Genomic DNA, 11,891 nt, shown 5'->3' on the forward strand with positions numbered 1-11,891 from the left:
CGCTGCGCGGCTCACCGATCATCGTGGCCCCCGCCGCGATTGGCCGATAGGCAAGGTTAGCCAGCCAGGAAGGGTCGGGTGCGATGAATTTTGTGGTGGCGCCGCCGGAGGTGAATTCGGCGCTGATGTACAGCGGCGCGGGCTCGGGGCCGATGCTAGACGCCGCGTCGGCCTGGGATGGGTTGGCCGCCGAGTTGGGCTCGGCGGCGGGCTCGTTTTCGTCGCTGATCTCAGTGCTGGCGGGTTCGTCGTGGCAAGGTCCGGCATCGATGGCGATGGCGGCCGCGGCCGTGCCGTACGCGCGGTGGCTGAGCACGGCGGCGGACCGGGCCGGGGCCGCGTCGGCGCAGGCGAAGGCGGCGGCGGCCGTCTACGAGGCGGCCCGGGCGGCCGTCGTGCATCCGGTTTCGGTGGCGGCCAACCGCAGCGAGCTGGTGTCCCTGGTGATCTGGAATCTGTTCGGACAAAATGCCCCGGCGATAGCGGCCACCGAGGCCGAATACGAGGAGATGTGGGCCCAGGATGTGAGCGTGATGGTCGATTACCACGGCGAGGCTGCGGCGGTGGCCGCGCAGTTGTCGCCGTGGGAACAGGCGCCTGGGGTCGTCGCGCCTGCGCAGGGTGTCACCGAATATGGCGCCATTCTGGCGTTCGTGGCCGTGCTGGCCTCCCTTGCCACCTCAACCCGGGACACTCTGCAGAAATCACTCCAGAACTCATTTGATGCGGTAACCGATGCGCTCAACGCCGTGGCATCGTGCACCCAGTCCACAGTGGCTAGCCAGCGCGCTTTCAACGAGTCAGAGCTCAATGCTGCGCGGACCGTGATCACGACCGACGGCAGCGCGGCGGTCTCAGCTCTCCGCTCGGGCGACGTCACCGGTGCCGCGTTGAATGTCGCGGGCGCGGGTCTGTATGCCGCTGGGACGGCGGTGTCTCTGGGAAGTAGCAACCTCACCTTCCCTTTGACCTTGCTCGGTGCCGACCTGCAAGCGGCGGGAACTGCCCTCGCCCCGTGACCCACTTGGCCGCCTCGAGCTCGGCGGCTTGGAGTGTCCATTCTTTGAATCGCCGATGAATCCGCACCCGGGCTCGTCGAATCGACGTGGCCATCGGGCAAGATGGCATTGCGTGCCTGGTGGCGGGCGGCAATTGCTGCCCGCCATTTCGCCTGTCTCGATGCCCGGCTGAACACCCGATTGACGCACCACGTTCAAGCCGGTCATGAAGCGTCGTCAACGTGCCCTAGCGGACCGCGCGCCGACGGCCTTGTTGACCGGTCTCGAGGACTCAAAATATGATCGCCACTGTCAAGAACTCCGTCGATTCGTCCAAATCTCGGTCAATCCTGGCTAATTTGCGGCACGACGTCCCCGCGTCGCTCGTCGTCTTCCTTGTCGCGCTGCCCCTCTCGCTGGGGATCGCCATCGCGTCCGGGGCTCCGCTGATGGCTGGTCTCATCGCCGCGGTAGTGGGCGGCATTGTCGCCGGGGCAATTGGCGGGTCGCCGTTTCAGGTCAGCGGTCCGGCTGCGGGTCTCACCGTGGTGGTCGCCGGGCTGATCGACGAGCTCGGTTGGCCGATGTTGTGCCTGATGACCATTGGCGCGGGCGCACTGCAGATCGTGTTCGGCCTGAGCCGGATGGCGCGCGCTGCGCTGGCCATCGCACCAGTCGTGGTGCACGCCATGCTGGCGGGCATCGGCATCACCATCGCCTTGCAGCAGGTTCATGTGCTGATGGGTGGTACGTCGCACAGCTCGGCGTGGAAAAACATCGTGGCGTTGCCGGACGGGATCCTCCATCACGAACTGCACGAAGTGATCGTTGGCGGAACGGTCATCGCCATTTTGGTGGTGTGGTCGAGGCTGCCCGCGAAGCTGCGAACCATTCCCGGCCCACTCGTGGCCATCGTGGCGGCGACCGCGCTAACGATGGCGGTGGGGCTAGACACCGAACGAATCAACCTCTCCGGCAACTTCTTCGAGGCCATCGGCTTGCCCAGGCTGCCCGAAACGTCCCCGGGGGGGCAGCCGTGGACCCACGAGATCAGCGCGATAGCGCTCGGTGCCCTCACGATCGCGCTGATCGCCAGCGTCGAATCGCTGCTGTGCGCGGTCGGTGTCGACAAGCTGCACCAGGGTCCGCGCACCGACTTCAACCGGGAAATAATCGGGCAGGGCAGCGCGAACGTGGTGTCCGGATTGCTCGGTGGGCTGCCGATCACCGGTGTCATCGTGCGCAGCTCGGCCAATGTGGCCGCCGGCGCTCGCACCCGGATGTCGTCGATCCTGCACGGTGTGTGGGTCCTGCTGTTCGCGTCACTGTTCACCAATTTGGTGGAACTCATTCCCAAGGCGGCGCTGGCCGGCCTGCTCATCGTGATCGGTGCCCAGCTCATCAAGCTGGCTCACATCAAATTGGCCTGGCGCACCGGCAATTTCGCGATCTACGCCATCACCATAGTCTCGGTGGTGTTCCTCAACCTGCTGGAGGGTGTGGCCATTGGACTTGCCGTCGCGGTGGTATTCCTCCTGGTGCGGGTGGTACGCGCGCCCGTCGAGGTCAAACCGGTTGGCGGCGAGCAGTCCAGGCAGTGGCGGGTCGATATCGATGGCACGTTGAGCTTCTTGCTTCTGCCCCGCCTGACCACCGTGTTGTCGAAGCTGCCCGAGGGCTCGGAGGTGACGCTCAACCTCAACGCGGACTACATCGATGACTCTGTCTCCGAAGCCATTTCCGACTGGCGACGCGCCCACCAGACGAGGGGCGGAGTCGTAGCGATCGTCGAAACGTCGCCCGCGAAGCTACACCACGCGCACATTGGACCGCCGAAGCGCCACTTCGCGTCCGAACCGATAGGACTGGTTCCATGGCGGTCGGCGCGTGGCAATCACCGCGGCGATGCCAACACTTCGGTTCTGGACCGCATCGATGAGTACCACCGCAACGGTGCCGCCATGTTGCACTCGCACATCGCCGGGCTCACCGATTCGCAGAACCCGTATGAGCTGTTCCTCACCTGTGCCGACTCACGGATACTGCCCAACGTCATCACCGCCAGCGGCCCTGGCGACCTGTACACCGTGCGCAACTTCGGCAACCTGGTGCCGCCCGATCCGGCCGACCGATCGGTCGACGCCGCTCTCGACTTTGCCGTCAACGAGCTCGGTGTCAGTTCGGTTGTCGTCTGCGGACATTCGTCGTGCGGCGCGATGACGGCGCTACTGGAGGGTGCCGCGGACGCGGCGACGCCCATGGGTCGTTGGCTGGAGAATGCCCGCGACAGTCTCGTCGCCTACCAGGATCACCATCCGGCACGCCGGAGCGCGGAGGCCAGCGGCTACCCGGAAGCCGACCAGCTCAGCATCGTCAACGTCGCCATTCAGGTGGAAAGGCTGACCCGCCACCCGATTCTGGCTTCCGCGGTCGCGTCCGATGAGGTGCAGGTCGTCGGTATTTTCTTCGACATTTCGACCGCACGCGTGTACGAGGTGCGTCAGGACGGCATCGTATGCCCTGACGAGTCCGTCGGCACGTAACCGAGAAGTTCACGAACCGCGCGACGCGGGCCGTAAGGCCGAAGCATCTTGCTCGCGGGGCGCGGGCGAACTCTTTGCGGCCACCAGAACCAGCGCCCGAGAAGCGCAGCGATGGACGGCGTCATGAACGAACGCACGATCAGCGTGTCGAAGAGCAGCCCGAGGCCGATGGTGGTTCCTATCTGGCCGAGCACCCGCAAATCGCTGACGATGAAGGACGACATGGTAGCGGCGAATACCAGGCCCGCGGAAGTGACCACCGCGCCGGTGCCGCCCATCGCACGGATTATGCCTGTCTTTAGTCCGGCTCCGACTTCCTCCTTGAACCGGGAGATCAACAGCAGGTTGTAGTCGGAGCCCACCGCCAAGAGGATTATGACGGCCAGGGCAAGCACGATCCAATACAACTTGATGCCGAGAATATCCTGCCAAACCAGCACGGAGAGCCCAAAAGAGGCACCCAACGAAAGCGCTACCGTGCCCACAATGACGATCGCGGCAACCAGGCTTCGCGTGATGATCATCATGATGAGCAGAATCAGGCTCAGCGCGGCTATTCCCGCGATCATCAGATCGTATTTGGCGCCGTCCTGGATGTCCTTGTACGTCGCGGCGGTACCGGCCAAATAGATGTTCGAGCCCGCCAAGATGGTGCCCTTCACTGCCTCGCGCGCGGCGTTGCGGATCGGGTCGATATGCGAAATGCCCTCCGGCGTAGCGGGATCGCCTTCATGGGAGATGATCATCCGTGCGGCCCTGCCGTCCGGCGAGAGGAACAGTTTTAGACCCCTCTTGAATTCCGGGTTGTCGAAAGCCTCTGGAGGCATGTAGAAGGAATCGTCCATCTTGGCGGCGTCAAAGGCTTGGCCGAGGGCGGTCGCGTTGTCGGTCATAGCCTGCGTCTGTGCGTTGATCCCGGAGTTGGTGGCGTAGCTGGACAGGACCAGTTCCAGGTTTTTCCTCTGACTGGCGATCTGTTCCGGGAGCAGCGCGACTAGTTGCGGCTGGACCGCATCCAATTTGTCCAATGTTGCGGTGAGATTTTGGAACTGTTCGCTGAGCTGGTCAATACCGTCGACGGCGTCAAAGACGTTTCTCAACGCGAAGCAGACGGGGATATCGTAGCAGTGCCGTTCCCAGTAGAAATAACTGCGAATCGGCCTAAAGAAGTCGTCGAAATTGGCGATCTTATCGCGCAGGTCATTGATCGTGGCGATCGTGTCGTGAAAGCTTTGGGTCTCGGCGTGCGTGGCCGCGGCGAGCTGCTGCTGCAGAGCAAGCTGTTGCTCCAGAATGTTGATCGTTTTCCGAAGCTCGCCGGCCTGTGTCAGCAAGTCGTTCGCCCGGTCTCGCTGGTATGTCAAGTTCTCCACCTGGCCGGTGCTTTGCGCGCTGATCTGAAACGGTATCGAGGTGTGCTCGATCGGGGTTCCCAAGGGCCTAGTCATCGATTGCACCAGGGAGATGCCGGGGAGGTGGAAGATCGCTTTCGCCACCCTTTCGAGGACGAGCATGTTGGCCGGGTTACGCATGTCGTGATCGGTTTCGATCATCAGCAGTTCGGGATTCAGCCGGGCCGCAGAAAAGTGTCGTTCCGCGGCCGCGTAACCGATATTGGCCGGGGCAGTGGTCGGCATGTAGGAGCGGGCGTCGTAGCTGGTGTTGTATCCCGGCAGAGCGAGCAGGCCGACGATGGCGACCGCGCACGTGACCGCAAAGATGGGTGCGGGCCAGCGGACGATGGCGGTGCCAATACGCCGCCATCCCCGGGTCCTCATCATTCGTTTGGGTTCGAAGAGACCGAAATGACTGCCGACGGTCAGCGCGGCCGGGACCAGGGTGAGCGCGGCCACCAGTGAGACGAGAATGCCCGTTGCGGCGGGAACGCCCAGGCTTTGGAAATACGGCAGTCGGGTAAAGCTCAGACAGAGCACCGCGCCGGCGACGGTTAAACCTGAGCCCAAGATCACGTGGGCGGTCCCACGGTACATGGTGTAGAAGGCAGTTTCGGAATCCTGTGCCGCGTGGCGCGACTCGTGATAACGGCCTAGGAAAAATATCGCGTAGTCCGTGCCGGCGGCAATGACCAGTAGCGTGAGCAGATTGGTCGAGTACGTCGAAAGTCCGATGAGCCCGTAGTTGCCGAGAACAGCGACGAATCCACGGGCCGCGGCCAACTCGATGAGGACCATGAGCAGCACGAGGATCATGGTGATGGCGGAGCGGTAGACCCAAAACAACATCACCGCGATCACCAGCAGAGTCACCAAGGTGACCTTGAGGATTCCCTTGCTGCCCACCTCGAACTGATCCGTGATGAGCGGCGCCGCGCCGGTGACGTAGGCCTTGATGCCGGGCGGTGGTGGCGTGTTTGCGACGATGTCGCGGACGGCGTCGACGGACTCGATTGACTTAGCCTCGCCCTGATTACCGGCAAGGTAGACCTGAACGTATGCGGCCTTGCCGTCGTTGCTTTGTGAGCCCGCCGCCGTCAGCGGGTCCCCCCAGAAGTCCTGGACGTGCTGGACATGTTTGGTGTCTTGTTCGAGCCTGTGAACCAGGGTGTTGTAAAACCGGTGGGCGTCGTCGCCAAGGGGCTTGTCGCCTTCCAACAGGATCATCGCCGCACTGTCGGAATCGAACTCGCGGAACACTTTGCCCATGCGATGCATTGCCTGTAGGGACGGCGCATCCGCGGACTGCAGGGACACGTTATGCGCTTTCGCCACGTCCTCCAACTTCGGTACCAAGATGTTCGTGACGGCGGCCAGACCCACCCAAAACAGCAGGATCGGCACCGAAAGCCGGCGGATGGAGTGTGCCAGGGACGATCGGGAGACGTGATGGTTGCTCATGCGGATTTCACCAGGCAGAAGGTATAGGCGTTCACTTTGTTGACGATCCTTTCGTCCTTGACTTCACCGTCCACAGTGATGCGGCAGCCCAGGGAATCGCTATTGCCTTGCGCCACAAGGTTGGTGAACGCACCTGGTTGTGTCGTCACCATGGTCAACGACCACGGCAGGGTCGCGTTGCGGACTTGCTGCGGTGTGACGTTGATGTCCAAGTAGTTGATGGTCGCAACCGCGCCGGGGTTGCCAAAGACCTCCAGAGTGATGCGCTTGGGGTTGAACGGGACAATGTCATTCGCGATGGCGCCGCCAGTCGACGTGGTGTTGTGCGAACCGAAGATTCCATGCAGCCGATAGACACCGAACCCCGCGGCGGCGACCACGACCACCGCGACCAGCAGCATCCACCACCGTCTCGCCAGCCGGAGGATCGAAATCCCTTTCACCCGTTAGCCTTTCGACGACCGGTGGCACACCACTTGTGCGAGGGCATCATGTCTTGCGCTTGGAGCGGGAAACCGACGGCTATAACAGTACGGTACGGGACCGGACATCACAAGGAACGCTGGCGTGCACATCCAAACGCGCGGCTGGGCAGCGGCTGGACGGTTACTTGGTGATACGGGTGAGGCTGGGCAGGACGACGTCGTCGACCAGGGCTTGCACGGTGTGCTTGGTGGGCGGCCGGTTCGCGATGATGGACCGGAATATCAGGTAGCCGGGCAGCAGGTCCCAGAGTTCGTTCCCGATCGCGGCCGGATCAATCTCGCCGCGCTCTACGGCCTGCTGCAGGATGTGTTGGATCAACGCCTTGCGCTGATCGAGAAACTGATGCTGCATGACGTCGTTGAGTGCGGGGTTGCGCGACACCTCGACAAGCACCGCGCGCATGGTGCTGGAATGCTGGCGCGCCTGCTCGCACACCAGCTCCCCCACCCGTAGCAAGTCGCCGCGCAGCGTGCCGGTATCGGGCGGGAGAGCGACCTGGCGGATGCCCTCGACGAACGCGGCCAACACCAGCTCGGCTTTCGACTTCCAACGCCGGTACACCGTGGCCTTGCTGGCCTTGGCGGTCGCCGCGACCGCATCCACCGTCAACCCGTCATACCCGTGTTGCTGCAGCAGCCGCAGCGTCACCTCGAGCAACTCGGCCTCGCGCGGCGACCACGGCGAGGACTGCGCGGCGCGATCGGCAATCTGGGTCACACGTCCACGATAGAGCCGCTATGGCAGTACAGCCCAGTACCGTACTGTCCCGCTACCGACAACAAGAATCAGCGCAGCAATGCCCGCGACATCACCACGCGCTGAATCTGATTGGTGCCCTCGTAGATTTGGGTGATCTTGGCGTCGCGCATGAAGCGCTCGACGGGGAAGTCGGTGGTATAACCCGCGCCGCCGAAAAGTTGCACGGCGTCGGTGGTGACCTCCATCGCCATGTCGGAGGCGAAGCATTTCGACGCCGCCGAGATGAAACCCAGGTCCGGCTCGCCGCGTTCGGCGCGCGCGGCGGCGGTATAGACCATCAGCCGCGCCGCCTCCACCTTCATCGCCATGTCGGCCAGCATGAACTGCACGGCCTGGAAGCTGCTGATCGATCCGCCGAACTGCTTGCGCTCCTTGGTGTAGGCGATGGCAGCGTCCAGCGCGCCCTGGGCGATCCCGACGGCCTGGGCGCCGATCGTCGGGCGGGTGTGGTCCAACGTCGCCAGCGCGGTCTTGAAGCCGGTACCCGGCGCGCCGATGATCCGATCGCCGGGGATGCGGCAGTTCTCGAAGTACAGCTCGGTGGTCGGCGAGCCCTTGATGCCCAGCTTCTTTTCCTTGGGACCAACGATGAACCCTTCGTCGTCCTTGTGCACCATGAATGCCGAGATGCCGTTGGCGCCCTTGTCCGGATCGGTGACCGCCATCACCGTGTACCAGGTCGACTTGCCGCCGTTGGTGATCCAGCACTTGGCGCCGTTGAGAATCCAGTCGTCCCCGTCGGCCTTGGCGCGGGTCCGCATGGACGCCGCGTCGCTGCCGGCTTCGCGCTCACTCAGCGCATACGACGCCATCGCCCCTTCGGAGGCCAGCGACGGCAAGACCTGTTTCTTCAGCTCTTCGGAACCCCGCAGGATAAGGCCCATGGTGCCGAGCTTGTTGACTGCGGGGATCAACGAGGCAGACGCGTCGACGCGCGCCACTTCCTCGATCACGATGCAGGCGGCCACCGAGTCCGCGCCCTGACCGCCGTACTCCTCGGGCACGTGCACGGCGTTGAAACCGGAGGAATTGAGCGCCACTAGTGCTTCCTCTGGGAACCGGGCTTTCTCGTCCACGTCAGCCGCGTACGGAGCGATTTCCTTTTCCGCCAGCGCGCGGATCGCCGCCCGCAACTCGTCGTGCTCCTCGGGCAGCTTGAACACGTCGAACGTGGGGTTGCCGGCCCAACCAACCATCATGACCTCCTTTTCGTCTGACGACGTTGCGACCGCTCGCGGTCCGCCATGGGGGGCACCACCCGCGTGCGGGGGAGAGTCAGACAATTCGACATTAGTCGCCGGTTAACTTACTCCGACGCTCCTGCAGCGCGGCGTCCTTGGCCCGCACCGCATCGGCCAGCTGGTCCGAGAACGCGACGATCCGCGCCCGCAGCTGCGGGTCGGACGATCCCAGAATCCGCACCGCCAGCAGGCCGGCGTTGCGCGCGCCGCCAATCGACACCGTAGCCACCGGAACTCCCGCCGGCATCTGCACGATCGACAGCAGCGAGTCGAGGCCGTCCAGCCGAGCCAGCGGCACCGGCACCCCGATCACCGGCAGCGGTGTCGCCGCAGCGACCATGCCGGGCAGGTGCGCGGCCCCGCCGGCTCCGGCGATGATCACCTCGATGCCGCGGTCGGCCGCGCTGCGCGCGTAGTCGAACATCACGGCCGGCGTGCGATGCGCCGAGACCACCCGAACCTCGTTCGGGATGCCGAACTCGTCCAGCGCCTCGGCGGCGTCGGCCATCACCGACCAGTCGCTGTCGCTGCCCATGATCACCGCGACCCGCGGCTGCTCAGCCATGCGGCTCCCATCCGTCCGTCCACTGCCCGTGTGACAACCAGTGCGCCGCCAGCTCGGCGCGTTCACGCAGCTGGCCGACATCGTCGCCGAGAAGGTTGATGTGCCCGATCTTGCGACCCGGCCGTTCGGCCTTGCCATAGAGGTGCACCCGGGCGTCCGGCATCCGTGCGAATAAGTGGTGCAACCGCTCGTCGAGGGTCATCGCCGGGGGCCGCGGGGCGCCCAGCACGTTGGCCATCACCGTCACCGGAACAATGGCGGCGGTGTCGCCTAGCGGATAATCCAGCACCGCGCGCAGATGCTGCTCGAATTGGCTGGTGCGAGCCCCGTCCATGGTCCAGTGTCCGGAGTTGTGCGGCCGCATCGCGAGCTCGTTGACCAACAGTGCGCTCTCGCTGGTCTCGAACAGCTCGACCGCGAGCACGCCGACGACACCAAGTTCGGCCGCCAACCGCAACGCCAGCTGCTGCGCCGCGGCAGCGACTTCGTCGGGCAACGCGGGCGCGGGGGCAGTCACCTGCACGCAGATCCCGTCCCGCTGTGCGGTTTCGACCACCGGCCATGCCGCGCCCTGGCCCAACGGCGATCGCGCCACCAATGCCGACAGTTCGCGACGCAGTTCCACCCGCTCCTCCAGCAGCACCGGGATCCCCTCGGCGAGGTATCCGCGTGCGATCTCACGGGCGTGCGCCAGATCAGGCGCCATCCGCACGCCTCGGCCGTCGTAGCCGCCGCGGACCGCCTTGACCACCATCGGGCCCTGCACGCGCCGAGCCAGGGCGTCCAGATCCTCGAGCCCGGCGGCGCTTTCGATGCCGACGTAGCGCGGCACCGGGGCGCCGAGCTCTTCCAGCCGCCGACGCATGACGAGCTTGTCCTGGGCGTGCACGAGCGCTTGCGGCGGTGGTGCCACGTTGACGCCCTCGGCGACCAGCTTGTCCAACAGCTCGGTCGGCACGTGCTCATGGTCGAAGGTCAGCACATCGGCTCCGGCGGCGACGCGGCGCAGGTCTTCGAGATCGGTGTGCGCGCCGATCACCACATCGGGGGTGACCTGCGCGGCGGGATCGTCGTCGGCGGCAGCGAGCACCCGCAGGCTCTGGCCGAGCGCAATCGCGGCCTGATGGGTCATGCGGGCAAGTTGACCGCCGCCGACCATCGCAACGACGGGGGTGCGCATGATCGACACGGCCATCATGGTTTCATGGCGCGCGCGCGGCGTGTTTGGCGGCCGCACTCGTTCTCGCCGCGTACCATTTTGCGTCAATTTTGCCTACGTCCGTACACTGACGTGTTGTGTCCTTTGCCGATGCCACGATCGCGCGCCTACCCGGGGTGGTCCAGCCCTACGCAGAGCGCCATCACGAGCTCATCAAGTTTGCCATCGTCGGCGGCACCACATTCGTCATCGACTCGGCGATTTTCTACACCCTCAAGCTGACGATCCTCGAACCCAAACCGGTCACCGCCAAGGTCATCGCCGGCATCGTCGCGGTCATCGCGTCGTACGTCTTGAACCGGGAATGGAGCTTCCGCGACCGCGGCGGCCGCGAGCGCCATCACGAGGCGCTGCTGTTCTTCGCGTTCAGCGGCGTCGGGGTGCTGCTCAGCATGGCGCCGCTGTGGATCTCCAGCTACGTCCTGCAGCTGCGGGTGCCTACGGTGTCGCTGACCGTGGAAAACATCGCGGACTTCATCTCCGCCTACATCATTGGCAACCTGCTGCAGATGGCGTTCCGCTTCTGGGCGTTCCGCCGGTGGGTCTTTCCCGACGAGTTCGCCCGCAATCCCGACAAGGCCCTGGAATCCGCCCTCACCGCGGGCGGCATCGCGGAAGTCTTCGAGGACACATTCGAGGGTGGCAACGTCACCCTGCTGCGCGGCTGGCGCAGCCGGGCCAACCGGTTCGCTCAGCTGGGCGACTCCTCGGAACCCAGCGTGTCGAAAACTTCGTGATACAGCAGCGCGTGCACCTCACGCAGGCGCGGAATGTTGTAGAACTCCAGCGGATCTTGAGACGCGGACTCGATGATCAGCGTCCCGGTGCGAAACATCCGTTCGAAAAGCTTGTCCCGAAATTCCACGCTGTTGATCCGCGCCAGCGGGATGTCGATCCCGCTGCGGGTGAGCACACCGTGGCGAAACATCACCCGCCGGTTGGTGACCACGAAATGTGTCGTCAGCCAGCTCAGGAACGGCCACAGCGTGAGCCAGCCGACGATCACCAGCCAGATCCCCCAGATGACTCCGTAGATCACATTCTTGGCGATCTGTTGCCAATGCGTCGAGTTGACGAACCCAGATCCCAACGCGGCCAGCCCGGTCACCAGGATTAGCACCAGCACCGGCGAGATCAACCGCTTCCAGTGCGGGTGGCGATGCAGGACGACCCGCTCGCCTTTGGCCAGTGCGTTATCGGGATAGCTCATCTTCGCGACCTTAGC

Annotated in this window: 9 protein-coding genes and 1 pseudogene; 3 read left to right on the forward strand and 7 right to left on the reverse strand. The window is 64.4% G+C overall.

Features of this window, described 5'->3' with window-relative positions; genetic code table 11:
- Nucleotides 1–83: 83 nt before the first annotated feature.
- Together G6N24_RS24820 and G6N24_RS15805 are read left to right on the forward strand one after the other, a co-directional pair.
- A pseudogene (locus tag G6N24_RS24820) lies at nucleotides 84–617 on the forward strand (PPE family protein); the annotation flags it as partial.
- A 680-nt stretch (nucleotides 618–1,297) separates the two neighbouring features.
- Entirely contained in the window at nucleotides 1,298–3,541 is a 2,244-nt protein-coding gene (locus tag G6N24_RS15805) for a SulP family inorganic anion transporter (protein WP_085160429.1), read from the forward strand.
- Here the strand turns inward: G6N24_RS15805 and G6N24_RS15810 are convergent.
- The 6 genes from G6N24_RS15810 to G6N24_RS15835 form a co-directional block, all read right to left on the reverse strand.
- Nucleotides 3,499–6,396, reverse strand: coding sequence for an MMPL/RND family transporter (locus G6N24_RS15810; RefSeq protein WP_085160427.1), 2,898 nt, complete (start codon nucleotides 6,394–6,396; stop codon nucleotides 3,499–3,501). The two genes, G6N24_RS15805 and G6N24_RS15810, sit on opposite strands and share 43 nt — an antisense overlap.
- Nucleotides 6,393–6,839 (reverse strand): MmpS family transport accessory protein, encoded by a 447-nt coding sequence (locus G6N24_RS15815; protein ID WP_197743095.1) that lies wholly within the window; start codon nucleotides 6,837–6,839, stop codon nucleotides 6,393–6,395. The genes G6N24_RS15810 and G6N24_RS15815 overlap by 4 nt, the downstream gene beginning before the upstream one ends.
- A gap of 163 nt (nucleotides 6,840–7,002) precedes the next feature.
- Complete coding sequence (locus G6N24_RS15820) at nucleotides 7,003–7,599, reverse strand: TetR/AcrR family transcriptional regulator (RefSeq protein ID WP_085160423.1); 597 nt, start codon at nucleotides 7,597–7,599, stop codon at nucleotides 7,003–7,005.
- A gap of 68 nt (nucleotides 7,600–7,667) precedes the next feature.
- Nucleotides 7,668–8,837 carry an acyl-CoA dehydrogenase gene (locus tag G6N24_RS15825; protein WP_085160444.1) on the reverse strand — a complete coding sequence of 390 codons (1,170 nt, stop codon included), beginning with the start codon at nucleotides 8,835–8,837 and terminating at the stop codon, nucleotides 7,668–7,670.
- A 94-nt stretch (nucleotides 8,838–8,931) separates the two neighbouring features.
- Nucleotides 8,932–9,447, reverse strand: a complete 516-nt coding sequence (gene purE, locus G6N24_RS15830) for a 5-(carboxyamino)imidazole ribonucleotide mutase (protein ID WP_085160421.1) — start codon at nucleotides 9,445–9,447, stop codon at nucleotides 8,932–8,934.
- Nucleotides 9,440–10,645 (reverse strand): 5-(carboxyamino)imidazole ribonucleotide synthase, encoded by a 1,206-nt coding sequence (locus G6N24_RS15835; RefSeq protein ID WP_085160442.1) that lies wholly within the window; start codon nucleotides 10,643–10,645, stop codon nucleotides 9,440–9,442. Before G6N24_RS15835 ends, purE begins: the two co-directional genes overlap by 8 nt.
- A 98-nt stretch (nucleotides 10,646–10,743) precedes the next feature.
- On the opposite strand from G6N24_RS15835, the gene G6N24_RS15840 reads away from it, so the two are divergent.
- Nucleotides 10,744–11,403, forward strand: coding sequence for a GtrA family protein (locus tag G6N24_RS15840; protein WP_085160419.1), 660 nt, complete (start codon nucleotides 10,744–10,746; stop codon nucleotides 11,401–11,403).
- Here the strand turns inward: G6N24_RS15840 and G6N24_RS15845 are convergent.
- Nucleotides 11,358–11,876, reverse strand: coding sequence for a PH domain-containing protein (locus G6N24_RS15845; protein ID WP_085160417.1), 519 nt, complete (start codon nucleotides 11,874–11,876; stop codon nucleotides 11,358–11,360). The genes G6N24_RS15840 and G6N24_RS15845 overlap by 46 nt on opposite strands.
- Nucleotides 11,877–11,891: the final 15 nt, after the last annotated feature.

This window comes from Mycobacterium lacus, from assembly GCF_010731535.1.
GTDB lineage: Bacteria > Actinomycetota > Actinomycetes > Mycobacteriales > Mycobacteriaceae > Mycobacterium > Mycobacterium lacus.

Excerpts from the sequence above, each read along its gene's own strand:
- G6N24_RS15845 (WP_085160417.1), bottom strand. The coding sequence starts at position 11,876 with ATGAGCTATCCCGATAACGCACTGGCCAAAGGCGAGCGGGTCGTCCTG.
- G6N24_RS15810 (WP_085160427.1), bottom strand. The coding sequence starts at position 6,396 with ATGAGCAACCATCACGTCTCCCGATCGTCCCTGGCACACTCCATCCGC.
- G6N24_RS15835 (WP_085160442.1), bottom strand. The coding sequence starts at position 10,645 with ATGATGGCCGTGTCGATCATGCGCACCCCCGTCGTTGCGATGGTCGGC.
- purE (WP_085160421.1), bottom strand. The coding sequence starts at position 9,447 with ATGGCTGAGCAGCCGCGGGTCGCGGTGATCATGGGCAGCGACAGCGAC.
- G6N24_RS15825 (WP_085160444.1), bottom strand. The coding sequence starts at position 8,837 with ATGGTTGGTTGGGCCGGCAACCCCACGTTCGACGTGTTCAAGCTGCCC.
- G6N24_RS15805 (WP_085160429.1), top strand. The coding sequence starts at position 1,298 with ATGATCGCCACTGTCAAGAACTCCGTCGATTCGTCCAAATCTCGGTCA.